General features: G+C 21.1%; 19 protein-coding genes and 1 pseudogene. 13 read left to right on the plus strand and 7 right to left on the minus strand.

Annotation, left to right across the window (positions count from 1 at the left end; all coding sequences use genetic code 11):
* The 3 genes from rsmI to Q2306_RS01130 all read left to right on the plus strand — a co-directional run bounded on the left by rsmI (nt 1) and on the right by Q2306_RS01130 (nt 3352).
* Entirely contained in the window at nt 1–849 is an 849-nt protein-coding gene (gene rsmI / locus Q2306_RS01120; RefSeq protein ID WP_323847944.1) for a 16S rRNA (cytidine(1402)-2'-O)-methyltransferase, read from the plus strand.
* Nucleotides 850–871: 22 nt separating this feature from the next.
* Nucleotides 872–2437: a methionine--tRNA ligase gene (gene metG / locus Q2306_RS01125; protein ID WP_323847911.1), complete on the plus strand. Its 1566-nt coding sequence runs from the start codon at nt 872–874 to the stop codon at nt 2435–2437.
* Nucleotides 2438–2821: 384 nt separating this feature from the next.
* Entirely contained in the window at nt 2822–3352 is a 531-nt protein-coding gene (locus Q2306_RS01130) for a hypothetical protein (protein ID WP_323847912.1), read from the plus strand.
* A 572-nt stretch (nt 3353–3924) separates the two neighbouring features.
* On the opposite strand, the gene Q2306_RS01135 is transcribed toward Q2306_RS01130, so the two are convergent.
* The 6 genes and pseudogenes from Q2306_RS01135 to pyk all read right to left on the minus strand — a co-directional run bounded on the left by Q2306_RS01135 (nt 3925) and on the right by pyk (nt 10063).
* Entirely contained in the window at nt 3925–4299 is a 375-nt protein-coding gene (locus tag Q2306_RS01135) for a hypothetical protein (protein WP_323847913.1), read from the minus strand.
* 877 nt (nt 4300–5176) lie between these two features.
* Complete coding sequence (locus Q2306_RS01140) at nt 5177–5821, minus strand: pseudouridine synthase (RefSeq protein WP_323847914.1); 645 nt, start codon at nt 5819–5821, stop codon at nt 5177–5179.
* Between the two features lie 327 nt (nt 5822–6148).
* Nucleotides 6149–7093, minus strand: a complete 945-nt coding sequence (locus Q2306_RS01145) for an IS3 family transposase (RefSeq protein WP_323847915.1) — start codon at nt 7091–7093, stop codon at nt 6149–6151.
* 416 nt (nt 7094–7509) lie between these two features.
* Nucleotides 7510–7776 (minus strand): annotated as a pseudogene (locus Q2306_RS01150) (phase variable surface lipoprotein); the annotation flags it as partial.
* A gap of 176 nt (nt 7777–7952) precedes the next feature.
* Nucleotides 7953–8078: an SVM family protein gene (locus tag Q2306_RS01155; RefSeq protein WP_323847916.1), complete on the minus strand. Its 126-nt coding sequence runs from the start codon at nt 8076–8078 to the stop codon at nt 7953–7955.
* A 629-nt stretch (nt 8079–8707) separates the two neighbouring features.
* The gene (pyk, locus tag Q2306_RS01160) at nt 8708–10063 is read right to left on the minus strand and encodes a pyruvate kinase (RefSeq protein WP_323847917.1); all 1356 of its coding nucleotides are present in this window, start codon (nt 10061–10063) and stop codon (nt 8708–8710) included.
* Nucleotides 10064–10426: 363 nt separating this feature from the next.
* Between pyk and Q2306_RS01165 the strand changes: the two genes are divergently transcribed.
* The 8 genes from Q2306_RS01165 to Q2306_RS01200 all read left to right on the plus strand — a co-directional run bounded on the left by Q2306_RS01165 (nt 10427) and on the right by Q2306_RS01200 (nt 16836).
* Nucleotides 10427–11041, plus strand: coding sequence for a S26 family signal peptidase (locus tag Q2306_RS01165; protein ID WP_323847918.1), 615 nt, complete (start codon nt 10427–10429; stop codon nt 11039–11041).
* A gap of 112 nt (nt 11042–11153) precedes the next feature.
* Nucleotides 11154–12092 carry a tyrosine-type recombinase/integrase gene (locus tag Q2306_RS01170; protein ID WP_323847919.1) on the plus strand — a complete coding sequence of 313 codons (939 nt, stop codon included), beginning with the start codon at nt 11154–11156 and terminating at the stop codon, nt 12090–12092.
* 13 nt (nt 12093–12105) lie between these two features.
* Entirely contained in the window at nt 12106–12561 is a 456-nt protein-coding gene (locus tag Q2306_RS01175) for a dUTP diphosphatase (RefSeq protein WP_323847920.1), read from the plus strand.
* 208 nt (nt 12562–12769) lie between these two features.
* Entirely contained in the window at nt 12770–13546 is a 777-nt protein-coding gene (gene rpsB, locus Q2306_RS01180) for a 30S ribosomal protein S2 (protein ID WP_323847921.1), read from the plus strand.
* 208 nt (nt 13547–13754) lie between these two features.
* Entirely contained in the window at nt 13755–14591 is an 837-nt protein-coding gene (tsf, locus tag Q2306_RS01185; protein WP_323847922.1) for a translation elongation factor Ts, read from the plus strand.
* A 47-nt stretch (nt 14592–14638) separates the two neighbouring features.
* Nucleotides 14639–15352, plus strand: coding sequence for a UMP kinase (gene pyrH / locus Q2306_RS01190; protein ID WP_323847923.1), 714 nt, complete (start codon nt 14639–14641; stop codon nt 15350–15352).
* A gap of 1 nt (nt 15353) precedes the next feature.
* Entirely contained in the window at nt 15354–15908 is a 555-nt protein-coding gene (locus tag Q2306_RS01195; protein ID WP_323847924.1) for a ribosome-recycling factor, read from the plus strand.
* 1 nt (nt 15909) lies between these two features.
* Complete coding sequence (locus Q2306_RS01200; protein WP_323847925.1) at nt 15910–16836, plus strand: phosphatidate cytidylyltransferase; 927 nt, start codon at nt 15910–15912, stop codon at nt 16834–16836.
* A 46-nt stretch (nt 16837–16882) separates the two neighbouring features.
* Here the strand turns inward: Q2306_RS01200 and rpmB are convergent, their stop codons facing one another.
* Nucleotides 16883–17071 carry a 50S ribosomal protein L28 gene (gene rpmB, locus Q2306_RS01205; RefSeq protein ID WP_323847926.1) on the minus strand — a complete coding sequence of 63 codons (189 nt, stop codon included), beginning with the start codon at nt 17069–17071 and terminating at the stop codon, nt 16883–16885.
* 379 nt (nt 17072–17450) lie between these two features.
* On the opposite strand from rpmB, the gene Q2306_RS01210 reads away from it, so the two are divergent.
* Complete coding sequence (locus Q2306_RS01210; RefSeq protein ID WP_323847927.1) at nt 17451–19088, plus strand: DAK2 domain-containing protein; 1638 nt, start codon at nt 17451–17453, stop codon at nt 19086–19088.
* A gap of 388 nt (nt 19089–19476) precedes the next feature.
* Complete coding sequence (locus Q2306_RS01215; RefSeq protein WP_323847945.1) at nt 19477–20271, plus strand: HAD family hydrolase; 795 nt, start codon at nt 19477–19479, stop codon at nt 20269–20271.
* Nucleotides 20272–20347: the final 76 nt, after the last annotated feature.

Below are 20347 nucleotides of genomic sequence, written 5' to 3' on the forward strand. Positions count from 1 at the left end.
ATGGTTACTATTCAACAAACTTTTCTTCAAAATAAAAATATTTTGTATTTAGTTGCGACACCTATTGGTAATATGTCTGATTTAAGTTTTAGAGCTTTAGAAACTTTAAAAAAAGTTGATTACATTTTATCTGAAGATACTAGAATGGCTTTGAAAATTTTACATTTTTATGATTTCAAAAATAAATTAATTTCTTTGCATAAATACAATGAAAAAGAACGTCTTCAACAAGTTTTATTTTTATTAAAAGAAGGTAAAAATTTAGCTTTAATTAGTAATGCCGGAACACCTTTAATTAGTGATCCAGGTCTTTTTTTAGTTCAAGAAGTTAAAAAAGTTGGTTTTCATGTAACTGTTATCCCTGGTCCATCTGCTTTTTTGGCTGCTTTTGTTCTTTCTTCTTTTGAAACTCCTTTTTTATTTTTAGGTTTTTTATCTAAAAAAAAAGAGATGAAGAAAAAAATTTTATTAAAATATCGTTTTTTTGAAGGTTCTTTAATTTTATATGAATCTGCTCCAAGAATTAAAGAAACATTATTATTAATTCAAGTTTGTTATGGAGAAAGAAATATCTCTTTGTCTAGAGAATTAACTAAAAAATTTGAAACTATTATCACTGGTTCTTTAGAAGAAATTTTGGAACAAAAATTATCTTTAAGAGGGGAATATGTTTTAGTTATAGAAACTAATAAAAATAATTATTTATATCAAGATATTAGTTTAGAAGAACATATTAATTTTTTCTTAGAACAAGGTTATAATGAAAAAGAAGCTTTCATTAAAGTAGCACGAGCACGTAAAATATCTAAAAAAATACTTTTTAATAAGTTTAAGATTCAAAAAAAATAAAATAAAGGTGTAAAAGAGATAAATGAGTAATTTAGTTGATAAAAAAAATTTTTATATCGCAACTTCTATTGTTTATGCTTCTTCTATCCCTCACATTGGTAATATTTATGAAATGATTTTGGCTGATGTTATAGCAAGATTTAAAAGATTAGAAGGCTATCAAGTTTATTTTCAAACAGGAACCGATGAACATGGTCAAAAAATAGAAAAAAAAGCATTACAATCAGGTTTAGATGCTCAAAATTATGTTAATCAAATTTCTGATAAAGTAAAAGCTATTTATAACCGAATGAATATTAAATATGATTTTTTTATAAAAACAAGTTCTTTGAATCATAAAAAAAAAGTTCAAATGATTATTGATAAACTTTTTCAAAAAGGAGATATTTATTTAGGTTTATATGAAGGTTGGTATTCTGTTAACGATGAAAGTTATATTTCTGAAAAAGATTTAATTGACGGAAAAACAGTTGACGGAGAAACTCCTGTTTGGACTAAAGAAGAAGTTTATTTTTTTAAATTATCTAAATATCAAGATAAATTATTACATTATTTAGAGAATGAACCTGATTTAATTCTCCCTCTTCATATTAAAAAAGAAATTTTGAATTTATTAAATACTCCTTTAGATGATTTATCTATTTCGAGAACTTCATTTAAATGGGGCATTAAGTTAAATATTAATCCTAAACATGTGGTTTATGTTTGGATAGATGCTTTAAGTAATTATATTACAGGATTAAATTATCCTTTTTTTGATGAGGAAGAAAGTCTTAAGTTTAAACAATTTTGGCCTTGTGATGTTCATGTTATCGGAAAAGATATTAGTAGATTTCATTTGATTTATTTCCCTATTTTATTAATGGCTTTAGATTTGTCTTTGCCAAAAAAATTTTTAATTCATCCTTGGATTTTATTTAATAATAAAAAAATGTCTAAATCTTTAAATAATACTATTTATACAGATGATTTATTAAAAATTTTTCCTGTAGATGCTATTCGTTATTTTGTTTTACATGAAACACCTTATACTTCTGATGGTGTTTTAACTTATGACCTTTTATTTGAAAGATATAATACAGATCTCGTGAATACTGTAGGTAATTTATTGAACCGTACTTTAGGAATGATTGAAAAATATAAAAATAAAAAATTAAGTAAAAATTTAAAACCTGTTAAAGAATTTGAAACAATTAATTTAATTCAAGAAACTGCTAATACCGTATCTTGTGTACGCTATCATATGAAAGATTATAAAATAGGTGATGCTTTAGAATGTATTTTAAAATTATCTCGTTTATGTAATAAATATATTGATTTTACTAAACCATGGAATTTAATTAAAGATACAAAAAATTTAGATAAATTAGATTTTGTTTTGTATTCTTTGATCGAAACTATTCGTTTTATAGGTGTTTTATTACAACCTTTTTTACCAATAACAGCTAATAATATTTTAAAACAGATCAAAGCAGAAGATATTACATTTGAAAGTTTAAAGATATTTGGGCTTACAACGGAAAAAGAATTGAATGTTAAGATAAAACTTTTTGAACGTTTGAATAAAGATGATTTTTTTATAAATTAAATTCACATATTCATTTAATAAAATTTGAATATAAAATGCTAAATTATAAAATACGCTTGTTAGTTATTTATAAGATAATGATTTTATTTAGAAAAAAAAGAAAGAATTGATAACATTAAAACAGAAAAATACAAAATTTTATTTATCTTAATTATTTGTTTTTTTATAAAAATTAATTACAATATTTTTTCAGTATATGGTCTGATAGAATTAGAACAAAACAAAAAACCTATACCAGATATAATTAAAATTCAAAGAATAAAAAATGATAAAGTAGAAAAAATATATGATTATGGTTATGATGGAAATACCAAATTATTAGCAAAAAAACAAAATAACACAATAAAAAGAATTTATGAATATTATTATAATCACGAACATAAAATGACTAAAAGAATAGAAAAAATTTATTGGGATGGAAACGATAGTTATAATCAATTGTTACAAGAAAATTTGAATACATTTGAGTATAATAACAAAAATCAATTAGTTTATTTGAAAAATGAAATAAAAAATATTGAATGTATATTCAAATATAATAACAAAAATCAATTAGTCAGTTTGATAGATTTCAAAAACGGATTTAAAGTTAAATTTAAATATAATATTCAAAATCAATTAGTACAAAAAATAATTAAATATCATAATAATTTATTTATATCAAAAAAAACATTTATTTATGAATACAATGATTTAGGTCAAAAGACTAAAAAAATTCTTTATAAAATGAAAATAATAAAAAATTTCTTTTTTTCTTTAATTACACAAAATAAAATAATGAATATGACTGTTCAAGATTATAAATATAATGAACAAGGACTTAGAATGCAAAAAATAACAAAAAATATTGATAATACATATTCAATATATAAATATAAATATTTTGATGTTAAAAATAATAAAATCATTGAATAAATTTTTATTATATGTTTTTGCATAATTATATTTACAAATATAATTTAATTTATTATTTAAATTTTTTTAAAAAAATAAAATATAAAGCATATGTTGAAGAATTTTAGTTTTAAAAGTTTTTTTAGATAAAAATGGTAAAAAATATATATTATAGATAGACAACTACGTCATTATTTTGTTACTTTATCGAAACAATATTTTAAATAAAAAATAAATATTTTAGTTGACAATATCGTCGAAGAGGTGTTTTCAAATGCTTACAAAAATTTTTTGGAATGTTTAGAACAAATCTATAATATAATACAGCCAAACAATTTACACCAGTGATAATAAAGATTAAACAAAAAACTATATTATAAATATAATATGAATATAAATAATAAAAATAAAACTCAAAAGAATTTTAAAAATCAAAAATTTAAGTAATAAAATAATTGGATTCAACTTAATTATTTTAAATTATATACAAAAAAATCATACTGTGTAGGTATGATTTTTTTGTATAAATAAATTTTATTTCTTTAATTTTAGATATTTTGTAAATATTATATTGAATAAATTTTTTAATAATTTTATCTAGAAATATTGCCATTGTCCTTGTTTTTTGGTTTTTGTATAAGTTTTTGTTCTGTTCTTTGCAATCGACGTTGACAAATAATAATAATTTGTTGTCTGATTTCTTGAAACCTATTTTGAATAGATAATATTTCTTCTTCAGAAGGATTGTTAGACATTTGTATTCCTAACAAACCTTGTTCTAGTGATAAAGCTAGCAATATACGATGATCATTAAGTTCTTCCATTATATTATGATTATTTTTTGAAGAATCATCATTACTTTCTGGAAAATGTTCATTATTCATACCTAAAATTTTATTATTGTTCATAAAAATCAAAAAAAATAAACAAATGCAAATAAATTTAAATTGATTTTTTAATTTCAACATTAATTTTAAAAACTCCTTTGTATTATTTATACTTAAATTTTTTTAAACCATTTTTAATAATATAAAAAATTTTATTATTACTAATTTTTTTATCATTTGTAAACTCTTCTCATAATAAATTACTAAGCTTCTCTTATAAAAAAATAATAAACTTAAAATTAAAGGCACACATATACAATATTATCACATTTGTGAGTTAACTTTTTTATTTATTATATTATCAAAGAAATAGTGACATAAAGAGAATTGCAAAAAAATAAAACTTCTTTAATAAAATATAATTTATTTATGTTACGATTATTTTCTCAAAATAAATAAAGATAGTTTTGTATTTTTATCGGAATACAAAAAAGAAAAAATTAGAAAATTTCATTGATTACCCTCATTTTGAATTAGTTTTTGATATACATTATAGAAGGCAAGTAAGCAAAACCACTTTATTACAATAATTTGTTAAAAATATAAAATTTTTTATTATATAGCTGATTTATCGAATTTTAAAAGAAAATTTAAAAAAATAACAATTACATTATTAGAATAATTTTAAGAGTCCTAAAATTTTTTAGAAGATTTTTAATAATCTTTGAAAGTTAACTAAATTAGTTTTACTTCAACTATTATCTATTTTGTTTGATATTTTTTTTATAAATGTAATAATTGATTTTCAAGGATTTTTAAGTTTGAAATTTTAAAAGATATAAATATTTTTTTCAAAACATATTTTAATTATTTATTTGATTAATAATAATTGGTTTGTTAATTTTATTATTAATACTTTTAAGTTATAGTTATTCTATTAAAAAAGAATTATAAAAAAATGAGATTCTTAAATTTTTGGTAAAATTAATTTTATTAAATTAGATAATTTTTTCGAATTTTAAAAAAAATACTTAGGATAATATTTATTTTTTTTGATAGTTACGTAATAAGCTATCCAATTTTGTTTTTGATCTAAAACAACGAAAGACTTTCGAGTTATAATTTGTCTTTCGTCTAAAATAATACCATTTTTAACTAATTTAATTAAAAAATCATTTAAAATTATTTTTTGTGTTTTTTGAAAAAGTTCTTTAACATCTATTAAATTTTCAAAAGTAATTGATTCAATATTTTGAGCATTTTTTAAATTATAAGAACCTATTTTAGTTCGAATTAAATTTTTTAAAGCTCCATAAGTATTCATTCTGGCTGCAATATCTCTAATTAAACTTCTTATATAAGTTCCTTTTGAAACTTTTGTTTTAAAATTTATGGAATCATTTGTAAAAGGCGGAATTATTTTGAAATTTTTAATATGAACTTGTCTAGGCGGAATATCAATTTGAATATTTTTTCTTGCTAAATTATACATCTTTTGACCTTTTATTTTGATAGCAGAATACATAGGAGGTATTTGTGAATATTTTTTTTTATCAAAATAAAGAGAGTTTTGTTTTATTTGTTGGGATTCTAAAATATTTTCCTTTTTATGAATTAAATTTCCTGTTATGTCTAAGGTATCAAAATGTTGGTTAAATTGCACTGTTCCGTTTTTTTATACAATTTTTATCTATAAAATTGTTCTTTAAGACTTAAAATTAAGTTGATAATTGCATATCTTTTCAAAATCACAAAGCATTTTGATTAGTTTCAATTGTGTCTAATGTTTTTTCATAATTTGTTAGTTTCAAAAGATATTTTTTTTTATATTTTACCTCTCACTATATAGTTAGGTAAAAAAAGTTCAAAAGTCACCTATAAAATGAAAAGAAAATGATTTTTATTATTAATAATAACATTTTATGCAAAAAAAGGCGCAAAAAAGTTACCTTTTTTAAAAGGTCTGGTTTTTAAAAATTTTTTAATTCTTTTATCTTAAACTTTGTTTATTATATTGGATAGGCGAAAGATAATTTAATTTGGTTAACAACCATTTTTTATTCCAAAAAGAAGGGAATTGGTTAATGATTTTGCTTATTTTGGCATTGGAATCTTGAAATAATAAAGGATGACGATTGAATAAAATGCTTTTCATTTGACCGAATAAATTTTCAATAACAGCGTTATCTCTAGGGGTGGCTTTACGCGACATGCTGATAAGAAAACCTTTTTTAACTAAAATTTTTTGTATTTTTTGAGATTGATAAACTGCGCCTTGATCAGAGTGGATAATACAAGGATTTTTTAGTTTAGGAATTTTTTTGATAGTGTTTAGAATTAAAGCTTTATTTTGTTTATCAGAAACATGTGAAGCGATAATTTGGTTGTTAAAAGCGTCGATAATACAAGAAAAATATAAAAATCCTTCATTAGTTTTAAAATAAGTAATGTCGGTAAAGAGTTTTTGCATCGGTTGGGTTGTTTTAAAGTCTTGTTTAATTAAATTAGGCACTATATTTAAATTTTCTTTCAAAGAATGATAACAGTATTTATTTTTTTTCATCCTTAAACGACAACAAATGCCTTTTTCTTTCATAATATGGTAAACTTTTTTCTTAGTGATAGTTTCATTAAAAGTTTTTAAGTATAAATCAGTGATTTTTCGATGCCCTAAGAAATATTCATGAATTTTACATAAAGATGCAATACGTTTTTCTTGTAATAATTGTTTTTCTTGCTTTAATTTTAATTTTATTTCAGTTTTTAACCAATAATAATAGGTACTCCGTTTTATTTGAATGGTTTTTAAAATTGTGGTTAAATTGAGGTCTTTTTCAAACTGTTTCACTAACTTAAAAACTATTTCTTTGTTGATATTATGAATTTGAGAAAGCATTTTTTGTAATAATTTCAGTTTTTGTTTTAATTTATGCATTAATTTGATATTAATCACCTTTATATATTTTTAGTATATTGACAATTATAACTCTAAAAGTTTTTTATATTAAGAAATAGTTTTAATTATTTATTAAAACACTTATTAGATGTTTTTATAAAAAACCTCATTAACTAATACTGGTTAGGCAGTTAATTTAAAAATTAAAATTTATTAATAAATTAAAATATTTTAAAAAATTAAGTTTTTAAAAAAGAAATCTTTTTTTATATCGATTAATAATAATGATAGATAAAAGATACAACGATAATATCAAATATCGAGTATCATTATCATTATCGATATAAAATATAAAATATCACTCGTTAAAAGAGGTTTGTGTTTGTATAGGGTATTGAAAGGGATAAAGTGTCATAAAAATATCAATAAACTGTTAGTGAAGTGTCATAAAAGTGTCAGTCTTGAGAAATATATTTATATTTAGGATGTTTTTTTACCCGATAACCTTGTTTTGACTTAGTTAAGAAAAATTGGATATATTTGAAATCTTTCAACTGATAATAAATAACATTTAAGCCTTTTTTATAGTTGGTTTTGATAGGTTTATTGTATTTATCTACTTTATTAAGGTCTAATTGATATAATTGTAAGGTTTCTAGTTTATGAGGATTAATTTTGCCAATTAATTCTTTGATGGCGTTTTTAGATGCATTTTTATAATTTTGACAAAATATTTTTATGATTATTTTTTTGTTTTTTTATCGAATTTATTTTATTTATTTTTTCATACATATTTTCTAAATGATAAATTTTTATCTTTAACATAATAACTAATTTTTAATTTATCATTTTTGTTTGCTTTAGAAAGATTTTGAAATTTTATATTATAAATTGCTTGTCAATTGGTTTTATTTTGATTGTTTTTTGTCGCCATCACTTGATGATTATTAAAAATAAATAATAATCCTACAAAAATAATTAAAAAAAGATAAATTGTTTTAAATTGATTTTTTAATTTAATCATTGATTAAATCTACTTTATTTTTATTATTCTTTTTTAGTATTATGTTTATCTTTGAAGATTGATAAAGTTTGGCGAATAGGGTTTTTCAGTGGAGATGGAAGTCTGTTAATTTAAAGTTGTCATTGTGGACGACGAAAGCCTCGCCAAGGTAGTTAGTCTTTGTCTTCTTCGAGTAAAGTATTTAGGATCTTTGTATTTAAGAGGATGAGCGTAGTTATATCCTTAAGGCCTTTATATTGTTGTTTTTTCGATGTTTATGCAAAAGATAATATATAACTGATTGTCGTCTTGTTTATTAAAATCTGTGCTATCGAAATCATCTAGAGTATTTTTTTATCTATTTTTTTATTATAACTCTTACTTTCTTTATTCCTCAACGGTTGAAAGGGTTGACATTTTTTTAATAAATAATAAAAAACTTTATTTTTTTTGCAAATTATGTCTTTATATATAAAATTTATATTTTTTAAAGTTTTGTAAAAAATGACTACTTTATACAAAATTTATTTTTTAATTTTTTTAAAAACAGGAAAAGATAATTTTTAGTTTTTTATCATTTATGTTTTTGAATTATTTTTTATTTCATCTTGAACAATTTTAAATATTAAAAAAATAAAAAAATTTTTTAATTAAAAAGATATAATTTTTAAATTATCTTTTGTTATTTTTAATAATAAACTTTTATTATTATTATTTTCTTTTTTTAGAATATTTAGTTTATTTTTTAATTCTGAATCATTTAAATAAGGAATATTAGCGAAAGTTAAGGATAAAGAGGTCGCTTCATTTATATTTTTTACTTTAACAAATACTTTTGTTTTAGTTCTAAATTTAGATAAAGCAATTCCATATTTTTTATCATCTACTAAAATAGCAGCAATAGAATGTTTTAAAGTAATTTGAATTATACCCCAAGTTAAAATATCTTCCGGATTTTCAGAATTATACATTTGAGCAAGTAATTCATGATTTATATTTTTTTCAGCTTCTGTTTGAATTTGATACATTGTTGCCACTGCATTTTTTGGATAAAGTCCTGAAGCTGTTTCGCCTGATAACATTGTAGCGGTTGTTCCTTCTAGTACAGCATTATAAACATCACTTGTTTCTGCTTTGGTAGGACGAGGATTTTTTTGCATAGATTCTAACATTTGTGTCGCTACAATAACAGGCTTGCCAACACGTAAACAATTTTGAATTATTTGTGTTTGATAAAAAGGAACCTTCGCGCTATTAATTTCGATTCCTAGATCTCCACGAGCTACCATAATACCATCAGAAAATTGAATAATTTCTTTTAAATTATCTAAGCTTTCTTGATTTTCTATTTTAGAAATAATTTGCACATTATGATTCGGTTGAGTATTTAAAATTTTTCTTACATCTAAAATATCTTGTTTTCTTCTTACAAAAGAAAGAGCTAAAAAATTATAGTTTTGTTGACAAGCAAAAATAATATCTGTTTTATCTTTTTCGGAAATATAAGGCATGTTTAATTTGATATTTGGAACATTAACACCTCTACGTGATTTAACTACATGACTATTATTAGCTTTAGTTATTAATTCACGATTTTGTGAATCTTTTCCAACAACTTCTAAAGTTAAGTAACCATCATCAATAAAAATAAAATTACCTTCTTTAATATCATCATATAATTTATCATAAGTTAAAGAAAATTTTTCTTTTGTTCCTAAAATTTCATTAAAAGCAATTCTTACTTCAGAATTTTTTTCAATTTTAACTTCTCCATCGAAATTATGAGTTCGAATTTCAGGACCTTGGGTATCAAGCATAGTTCCTAAATAATTATCATTTTCTTGATTGATATCTTTAATTATTTTTAAAATATTTTCGCTATTTTTGTGATTAGCATGGGAAAAATTAAAACGAACTACAGATAGTCCTTTTTTAGATAAATTTTTTAAAATTTCTTTATCTTCACAAGCGGGTCCTAATGTAGCAATTAATTTTATTTTATTCATTAATTTATTTCACTAACTTTCTTTAAATATGTTGGTTATAAAAAAACAAGATTTTAAAATGTTTTCTTCTTTCTAATATTTAAAAAAATGTTTATTTACTACATAAATAATAACATAAAAAAAATATCATAAATATTTTTTTTATGTTATTATTTTTATGATATAAAAAAATTGTAATGTAAGTTAATAAATTAAAAGTTATGATCGAAATTTTTTGCAATTTTAAAATTTATTTTAATATATAATTTATAAAATCATAAATTTGATATTAAATGTATTTTTTATTATAAACATCCGAATCAAGTTCATCTAATTCAAATTATTTTGTCAATATAATTAAAAAAAAGTATAAGAGTAATTTCTGTGATTGCCAAAAAAATATCAAGATTTTGTAATTTTATTATTTATTTTTTATATTATGTTTTTGTCTTTATTCTTATTTATTTTATTTTGTTAAATATTTCTAATTATTTGTTTCCTAAACACACTTCTAAATTTATTTTTTTTAATATTCATCATATATCTAGTGGAAGTATGAAACCAAAGTACGATAAAAATGATTTAATTGTGATAAAAAGAATAACTGATAAAGAACGTGAAGAATTAAAAAAAGGTGAATGTGTAGTTTTTTATATTGATGAACAATTTCAAACTAATCCTGTATTAAGACAAAACCCTTTTATATTACACGAAGTACAAAAAAATAATAAAACAGAACGTTTTATAACAACGAAAGGGAAGGCTAATAAAGAAAGTTTAGACTTAGAAAAACATATTAATTATGATAATGTTTTGTTTAAAATTCTTTATTCTATACCTTTATCAAAAATTACAATTAAAAATAGATATTTTTCATATTTTTTTGTTTTCATCTTTTTCTTATCAATGATTATTTTGTTAAAATCGAAATTTTATTATATTATTAAATTTATTAAAATGCGATTTATTAAATTCAAATATTTAAATTTTGATAAATAAAATATAAATAAAATTGAATATACTTTTGCTTGACATAAATAAAAAAGGAATTTATTAATAATTGAATAATAATGTCTGATGAAAAAAATTATTTAGTATTGGTTGTGAAAAATTGAATTTTATTAATACATTTGAAATATTTTTAAAAATTGAGCGTAATTATTCGCCTTTTACTATTAAAAATTATGTTTATGATGTAAAAGAATTTCAGCATTTTTTGTTTCAAAAAAATATGAAATTCAATTTCAATAATTTATCTAAAGCAAATGAAGCTCGCTATTTTGTATCTTATTTAAGTATTAAAAAGTTTTCTAATATTAGTATTTTAAGAAAGATTTCTGCCTTAAGAACTTTTTATAATTTTTTAATTGAAAGATATCATTTTAAACATAATATTTTTAATTTAATTAAATTAAAGAAAAAATCTAGAAAATTACCTCAAATTTTATCTGAACAATTTATTCAACATTTATTTGAATCCATTGATATATCTAATATTTTAGGTTACAGAAATTATATTATTTTAGATTTACTTTATAGTTGCGGTTTGAGAGTCAGCGAATTAATTCATTTAAAAATCAAAGATATTTATTTAATCGATAATCGAATTTTAATTTATGGCAAGGGCAAAAAAGAAAGATTTTTGCCTCTTCATAAGAATTTATCCAATATGCTTAAATATTATTTAATTTCTATTAGAAATAAATTTTTAGATAAAAAAGAAAATTTGAAACAACCAAAAAATCAATTTTTATTAATTAATTACAAAGGTAATCCTTTAACAGAAAAAGGGATTAGATTTATTTTGAATAAATTAAGTTCGAAAACTGATGAAAAGATTACTATAAATCCGCATGCTTTAAGACATGCCTTTGCTACTATTTTATTAAATAATGGTGCAGATTTGCGAGTTGTTCAAGAGTTATTAGGACATGCTAATATTAAAACAACTCAAATTTATACTTATATTTCTGATGTTTTTTTAAAAAATAAATTTTCAGAACATCATCCTAGAAATTTTTATAAACAAAATTTAGTTAAAAAAGAATAAAAGGTAATTAGAATTGCAAAATAAAGTAAAATTTTTTTTTGAAATAATAAGTTCTTACAAAGATAAAGGTATTAATTTGCCCCAAAGACAAACTCTTTTTAGTGCAGGTTATGATTTTGAATCTGCGATAGATATTATTATTAAACCTCGAGAATTATTTTTACTTCCTACAGGTATAAAAAGTTGTTTTGATTCTGATAAAGTATTATTTATTTATCCTAGGTCATCATTATCTGTAAAAAAAGGGTTAATCATGCCTAATAGTGTAGGAATTATAGATAGTGATTATTATAATAATCCTAAAAACGAAGGACATATTTTCATACCTTTATATAATTTATTTGATAAAGAAATCAAAATTAAAAAAACAGAAAGAATAGCTCAAGGTATTTTAAAAGATTTTTATTTAACTAATAATGATTTTGTTTCAAATAATAAAAGTCGTAAAGATGGTTTTGGTAGCACTTAAAGTATTTTTTAACAAATTAAATAAAATTTAGATTATAAAAACAAAAATATGTTAAAATAAGATTTAGAATCATATCAAATAATAATTTAATAAAAAATATAATTTGTATATTCAAAATGATGATAAATTTGATTTTGTAACAATTTTATTTATTTCAAAGTGTTTCGAAGTTTTTATAAAAAAATTAAATAGGAGTTGTTTTGATTTTATGTCATCTGTTGTCTCTATTAAGCAATTATTAGGTTCAGGAATTCATTTTGGAAGTGCATCTAGAAAATGTCATTATAAAATGAAACCTTTTCTTTTTTCCAACGAAAATGGAATACCTATTGTAAGAAATAAAATTCATATTATAGATCTTAGAAAAACAATTGAAGCGATTGAATTAGCTTATCCTAAGGTAGTAGAATTAGTCGCTAATAATGGAAAAATTTTGTTTTTAGGAACAAAAAAACAAATTCGCGAAATCATTCAACAAGAAGCCGAAAGATCCAACCAGTATTATATTTCATATAGATGGTTAGGCGGAACTTTTACTAATTTTCAAACTATTTTAAAAAGAATTCATTTTTTAAAAGATTTATATAATCAAGAAAAAGATGGTTTATGGAATGGATTGCCTAAAAAAGAAATTATAAAATTAACAAGACAAAGAGAAAAATTAGAGAGATTTTTAGGTGGCATCAAAGAGATGAACAAATTGCCACAAGCTATTTTTGTTGTTGATGTTAAAAAAGATATTATAGCTATAACTGAGGCTCGTAAACTTAATATTAAAGTTTTTGGCATTATTGATAGCGATTGTGATCCTGATTTAGTTGATTATATTATTCCTTCTAATAATGATGCTATTAAAGGAGTTAGATTGATAACTTCTATTATAGCTAATGCCGCAATCGAGGGTGAGACAAAAATAAATAAAACTAAGGATAACTATATAAATATAAAAGATAAAGAACAATTAGAAATAGAACAAAAAGTATAAATTCAAATACTTTGTATTGATAAATATAAAGTATTTGAATTATGTTTAATGAATGTAAATCAATTTAAAAAAGATGTTTGTTTTTCTTGATATTCAGACGTCTTTTTTTATATTAAGATTTAATATACATTGATATGTTTTGTTATAAAACATAAAATAAATTTGTTTATTGTATAATATTAAAATAAAAAATAAAAAGGAATAGTTAATGAAAATAACACTTGAAATGATCAAAGAGTTAAGAAAAAAAACTCAAGCAGGGATTACTTATTGTAAAAAAGCTCTAGAAGAAACTCAAGGAGATGTTGATTCTGCGGTTGATATATTAAAAAAAAAAGGTCTTTTTTATTATAAACCCGATAAAAAAGATACTTTGCAAGGTTTAACAAATGTTATTGTTAATAAAAATAAAGCTATTTTATATGAATTAAATACAGAAACAGATTTTGTTACTCAAAATAAAAATTTTATCGAATTATATAATGAAGTAGGACAAATTTTATTAGAAGCTGATTTTTATGTTAAAATTTTGTCAGATTTTTTGAAATATAAATGGAATGGACGAACTGTAGAAGAAATTATTTCTCAAAAAGCTTTTATCATCAAAGAACAAATTGTTTTATCACGTATTCAAATAGTTTACAAAAAAGATCAAGAAGGTTTTGGTTTTTATAAACATCAAGGAGGCAAAATTTCTTCTTTAGTTCATTTGAGTAATTCTTCCGCTGACGCTGAAGAACATTTACCAGTACATGTAGTAGCCATGAAACCTAAATTTCTTAACAAAGATTTAGTTGATATTAAGTTTGTAAATCAAGAAAAAGAAAATTTATTGGAACAAATAAAACAAAAAAATACTAATAAACCATTAAATGATACAACGTTAGAAAAAATAGCAGTAAATAATTTAAAAGCTTTAATCGAAAAAAATTGCTTTTTAGAACAACCATTTTATATGGATTTTAATCAAAAAGTTAGTGAATATTTAAAACAAAATAACACTAATATTATTGCTTATTATTGTTTTGAAGTTGGTAAAAGATAATTTTTTGAAATCAATTTATTTTTTATATCTAAAAAGGAGGAAAATTAATGTTTCAAAGAGTTCTTTTAAAATTAAGCGGAGAGGCATTAAAAGGAGAAAATTTTAACATTAATCCTCAAAAAGTTAAAAAAATTGCTGAAGAAATCAAAGAAATCAAAGATTTAGGGATTGAAATTATAATTATTGTTGGTGCTGGTAATATTTGGCGGGGTTTAGTAGGTCAAGAATTAGGAATGGAACGAAGTCGTTCTGATTATATGGGAATGTTAGGAACTATTATTAATTCTTTAGCTTTACAAGATGCTTTAAATAATTTACAAATTCAAACGAGAGTAATGACATCTTTTCCTGTTATTGCAGTGGCAGAACCCTATATTAAAGAAAAAGCTTTAAGACATTTAGATAAAAATAGAATTGTTATTTTAGGAACGGGATTAGGTTTGCCTTATTTTTCAACAGACACTGCTGCTGCTCTTAGATCAGCAGAATTAAATGTAGATGCTATTTTAATGGCCAAAAACGGAGTACAAGGTGTCTATGATAAAGATCCTAAAAAACATAAAAATGCTTGTTTATTGAAAAACATCGATTATAAAGAAATTATTTCTAAAAGATTAAATATTATGGATATGACAGCTGTATCTTTGTGTTGGGAAAATAAGATTGATATTTTAGTTTTTGACATGAATACAAAAGGTAATATTAAAAAAGTTATTTTACGAGAAAACATAGGAACTTTGATTACTTCTGAGGAGAAATAAAATGGAAGATTTAACAAAAGAAATTTTAGAACAATTAGATATAGAAATGTTAACAGTTCATAAAATAATGCTAAATAAATTCGATAATATCCGAACAGGAAGAGCAAATCCGAAAATTTTGGATAAAATAATTATTAAATATTACGATTCCGATATATCTTTAAAAAATATTAGTAATATTAGTGTTGTAGAAGGTAATCAAATCAATATTAAACCATTTGATAACACAATTATTAATGACATTTCAAAGGCTATTTTGAATTCTGATTTAGGGATAACTCCTGAAAATGATGGTCAAATAGTAAAATTAGTTTTTCCAAAACCTACAGAAGAAAAAAGACAAATGTTAATTAAAGAAGTTAAAAAAACTTCAGAACAAATTAAAATTCAAATAAGAAATATTATTCGTCGCGGAAAAGACAAATTTTACAAAATGAAAACTAATGAAACAATAGAAAATATTTTTTTAAAAGATTTAAAAAATTTAAATAATAAATGGATTAAATCAATAGACAATGAAATCATTAAAAAAAATAATGAATTATCTGTAATTTAAAATGAAACAAAAAACAATTATTAAGAAAATTTATATCGGGATAATTCTTTTTTTAATAAATTCATTGTTTTTTTATTTTTTAACAAAGTTCGATCAAAATAATGACGCTTATGTTTTTGTTTATTTTTGTTTATTTTTTGTTTTGTTTATTATAATAGGTGCAATTAAAGAAATATTAAAATCAGCAAAATTAAATAAAAATAAATTTTTACAAATTCCTTATTTTCTTTTTTCTTTTCTATTTTTTTTCTATTCTTTTTTTATTTTATTGTTTCAATTTAAAGACAAACATATATTTAATTTTGGCTTTGAAAATGGTTCGAGTAAAATATTTTTAATAATTCAAAAAATAATTTTATTTGATGAAAATTATTTTTTATTTGCTTTTTTATTTTTTTTCATTTGTTTATGGTTTTGTTTTTTATTTATTCGTGATTTTAAAACGAAGAATTTAAATTTTCTTTTATTAATTTTATTTTATATTGTTTTTTCTAATGCTTGTTTTTTAGTTTTAGTATCTTTCAATTATCAATGGTTTTTATATCTTTTTGTTATTACTATTGCAAATGATAGTTTTGCTTTTTTAGGTGGTATTTTATTTGGTAAACATCTTTTATATCCTAGTGTTAGCCCTAAAAAAACTTGGGAAGGTTTTTTTTGTGGTATTATAATGACTTTCATTATTGTTTGTTTTTTGTTTCCAAATCAAATAATAAAACCACTTTTTTTACTCTTTACTTTGTGTAATTGTGTTATATCCCAAATAGGAGATTTAATTTCCTCTAAATTTAAAAGAGATTTTTCAGTTAAAGATTTTGATGATATAATACCAGGTCATGGTGGTTTATTAGATCGTTTCGATTCTTTATTGTTTTTATCTTTTTTTGTTATTTTGTTTTTGTCAAGTCCTTTGTCAAACAATATTTAAAAAAAAAAAAAAACAAATATTTTTTATGAAATATTTGTTTTATATATTAAACTCTTTGTAATCTTAGTTTTTTTAATGCACGTGCAGATATGTAAACTTTTTTCTTTTGTCCTTTTTCATCTATAATGCGAATTTTTTGTAAATTAGCTTTCCATGTTTTGCGAGTAGCATTCATTGCATGACTACGTTTATTGCCAAATAAAGTTGTTTTTTGAGTGATATAACATTTACTCATGATATTTTATAAACTACTCCTTTTTATTGATGTTTTATTATTTATAACTACTTTTTATTATAATATATTTTTATTAAAAAAAACATATTATAAAAACAAGATTTTTTGTTTATTATTTCTGAATTGATTTTTGCCTTTTTTATAAAATAATTATTTAGATTATCTTTCTTGTTTTATATTTTTGTGATTTATTATTTATTCTTTTTTTGTATTATTGGAACATGTTATAATATATTTAGTTTTAATTTATTTTAAATTTTTAAAATAATATAATTAATTAATAAATATGAACTTGTGTTTATAATAATTATTTCTATATTATTTTTTGAAAAATTTAAAATAAAATAATATTTAATAAATAAAAGGATTTTATAACCACATGACAGAATATAAAATTATGGATGGTTTTTTGTTTAAACAAATGATTATAAACGGAGCTTTTAATTTAAAAAACAATCATCAAAAAATAAATAATCTTAATGTTTTTCCTGTCCCTGATGGCGACACTGGAACTAATATGTATTTGACTATGATGGAAGGAGTGGAAAAACTTCAATCAAATGATGAATCTTCTATTATTAAAGTAACTCAAATTTTGTCTGATGCTTTGTTAATGGGTTCTAAGGGTAATTCAGGTGTTATTTTATCTCAATTTTTTTCTGGAATTCATGAATATATTAATAATTTACAAAAAAACAGTGTTGATGTTAAAGAATTTATTGAATCCTGGATTAGTGGTTACCAAAAGGCTTATGCAGCAGTTATTGAACCAGTCGAAGGAACTATTTTAACTGTTTTACGAGAATCTATTGAATTGACTGTTAAACAAAAAGACAAAATAAACACAATTAAAGAAGTTATACAAACAATCATAAGAAACGCTAAAATTTCTTTAAGAAAAACTCCTGATTTATTACCTATTTTAAAAGAATCAAAAGTAGTTGATAGCGGAGGAGCAGGATTTATTTTTATTATAGAAGGTATGTTGTTATATTTAAATAATATTAAGTTAAAAGACGAAGATATAAATGAACTATATTTAAAAGCGAATCATAGGAATCATAATATTAACGAAAATATTGAATTAAAATATACTTTTTGTACAGAGTTTATTATTAAATTAAATAAAAATAATCAGTTTGGTATTGATGAGTATAAGAAGACAATGAATTCTTATGGTGATTCTTTAATTTTGTTCACAGATGATGATTTGTTAAAAATTCATATTCATACTAATTTTCCTGATAACGTTTTAAAACAATTATTGCTTTGTGGTACATTAGTTAAATCTAAAATTGATAACATGAAAAAACAAAATAAAGAATTTATATGGAATAATCAAACGAAAAATAATAAATATTTTCTTGTTACTTTTGTTGATGATTTAAGTGAAGATATTGAAAAAACTTTTAAAGAATTACATTCTGATATTGTGATAAATTTACAAACAAAAAATTATTCATCAGAAGATTTAAACTTGATATTTAATAAAATAAATTCCGAAATAATTGTAGTATTTCCTAATGGACCTGAAATAATTTCTGTTATTGAAAATCTATCTAAATTAGAACCTTCTTTAAATATTAAAATTATGCCTACCAAAAACATTGTCGAAAGTTATAATGCGCTTTTAGTTTTTCAACATGATTTATCTTTAGAGGAAAATTTAAATAATATTCAAATGAATATGAAAAAAATTAAAATTAGTAAAATTATTAATTTAAAATATTTAAGTAAAATCCAAACAGAAACAGTTGATTTAGATGGTTTTTCATCTTGCTTTCAAGAAAAAATTATAGAAAATCATAAAGATTTAGTTGTTTTAGCTAAAAATTTATTAACAAAAATGATTGATAAAACAAATAGTTTTTTAACTATTTTTTATGATAAACAAACTATTTTTGAAAAAAATTTAGAAAAAATAGAATCTTTTTTAGAAAAAAAATTTCCTGAACTTGAAATAGAAAAAATAGAAAGTGATAACAATGTTTATCCTTATATTTTTTCTTTAGAATAATTTTTTTAAAGCTTCTTGTTGTGTTGTTATTTAAATAAAGCAAATATTTTGCATATCTAAATTTTTTTATTATTTTTATGTAGGTATGGTGCAATTTGGTATGCGCTCATGCTTTGAGGAGCATGTGAATTTTTTTGTGAATTCTAGTTTTCACTATCCACATCATTTTTATAATATTTAATTTTCTATTTTTGTATTATAATAAAGTATAATTAAAATTATTTTTTAATAATTTCATATTATTTAAAGAAAAAAATAAAATTTGATTTTGATCAAATAATTTTATTTTATTAATTATAAAATTAACTTATAATTGGCTCACATTATAGATCAAAAATTTATGTTTTTTAAAAAAAATAAATTAATTTAAAGAAAGAGGGTTCATAATATTAAAAAAAGATTATTTTTTTTTGATATCGATGATACTTTATATAGTAGTCATAAAAAAGAAATTTTACCTCAAACTAAAAAATTAATTTGGGAATTATCTCTTATACCTGATACGGTATTAGGAATTGCTACTGGAAGAAATTATGCAAATTTAAATGTTCTTCAGGAATTATTGCCTTGTTTTAAATATTTAGTTTTAATTAATAGTGCTTTGGTTTTAGAAGACGATCATATTATTCATGAAAATCCAATTCCTTTGAATTATATTAATGAGGTTTTAGATAAAATAAAGTTATATCATAGAAATAATAAAATTATAGCTGCTGGAATAAGCATGAATAAAACAGCTTTTTTTTATAATGATAATTTTAATCAAATAAACATTATTGATTATTGGCAGACAAAATTTGATATTCCCATTGATAATCAATTTCATTTGAAAGAAAAAGTTTTCATGTTAAATATTTTCGGAGATGAACAACAAAAAATTAAACCTTTTCTAGATGAATTAGGTTATTTTCAAAGTTATTTTTGGAAAACTCATATCGATTTAACAATGAAAAATATTAATAAGTTATATGGTATTCGAAAAATTCAAAAAAAATATCCTGAACACCAGTTAATTTGTATTGGAGATGGACGTAATGATAAAGAAATGTTGGATTTTGCTGATATTGGTATTGTGATGGATAATTGTGAATATCCAGATGTTAAAGAAAAAGCTAATTTAATATCGAATCATATTTTGGATAATAAAATGTATGATTTTTTTAAAAAACATAATTTAATTTGAAATAAGTTAATTTTTTTTCATTCATTATTTTGTGTTGAAAAAAAATTTTCTTTTTTTTCTTAAAACAAAAAAATTA

The sequence above is a fragment of the Phytoplasma sp. genome (genome assembly GCF_035187685.1).
In the GTDB taxonomy this organism is placed as follows: domain Bacteria; phylum Bacillota_I; class Bacilli_A; order Acholeplasmatales; family Acholeplasmataceae; genus Phytoplasma.

Bases quoted from the DNA above. Each gene is read 5' to 3' on its own strand.
- rpsB (WP_323847921.1), top strand. From the start codon at position 12,770: ATGTCATCTGTTGTCTCTATTAAGCAATTATTAGGTTCAGGAATTCAT.
- metG (WP_323847911.1), top strand. From the start codon at position 872: ATGAGTAATTTAGTTGATAAAAAAAATTTTTATATCGCAACTTCTATT.
- Q2306_RS01130 (WP_323847912.1), top strand. From the start codon at position 2,822: ATGACTAAAAGAATAGAAAAAATTTATTGGGATGGAAACGATAGTTAT.
- Q2306_RS01200 (WP_323847925.1), top strand. From the start codon at position 15,910: ATGAAACAAAAAACAATTATTAAGAAAATTTATATCGGGATAATTCTT.
- Q2306_RS01210 (WP_323847927.1), top strand. From the start codon at position 17,451: ATGACAGAATATAAAATTATGGATGGTTTTTTGTTTAAACAAATGATT.
- pyk (WP_323847917.1), bottom strand. From the start codon at position 10,063: ATGAATAAAATAAAATTAATTGCTACATTAGGACCCGCTTGTGAAGAT.
- rpmB (WP_323847926.1), bottom strand. From the start codon at position 17,071: ATGAGTAAATGTTATATCACTCAAAAAACAACTTTATTTGGCAATAAA.
- tsf (WP_323847922.1), top strand. From the start codon at position 13,755: ATGAAAATAACACTTGAAATGATCAAAGAGTTAAGAAAAAAAACTCAA.
- Q2306_RS01155 (WP_323847916.1), bottom strand. From the start codon at position 8,078: ATGATTAAATTAAAAAATCAATTTAAAACAATTTATCTTTTTTTAATT.
- Q2306_RS01135 (WP_323847913.1), bottom strand. From the start codon at position 4,299: ATGTTGAAATTAAAAAATCAATTTAAATTTATTTGCATTTGTTTATTT.
- rsmI (WP_323847944.1), top strand. From the start codon at position 1: ATGGTTACTATTCAACAAACTTTTCTTCAAAATAAAAATATTTTGTAT.
- Q2306_RS01145 (WP_323847915.1), bottom strand. From the start codon at position 7,093: ATGCATAAATTAAAACAAAAACTGAAATTATTACAAAAAATGCTTTCT.
- pyrH (WP_323847923.1), top strand. From the start codon at position 14,639: ATGTTTCAAAGAGTTCTTTTAAAATTAAGCGGAGAGGCATTAAAAGGA.
- Q2306_RS01195 (WP_323847924.1), top strand. From the start codon at position 15,354: ATGGAAGATTTAACAAAAGAAATTTTAGAACAATTAGATATAGAAATG.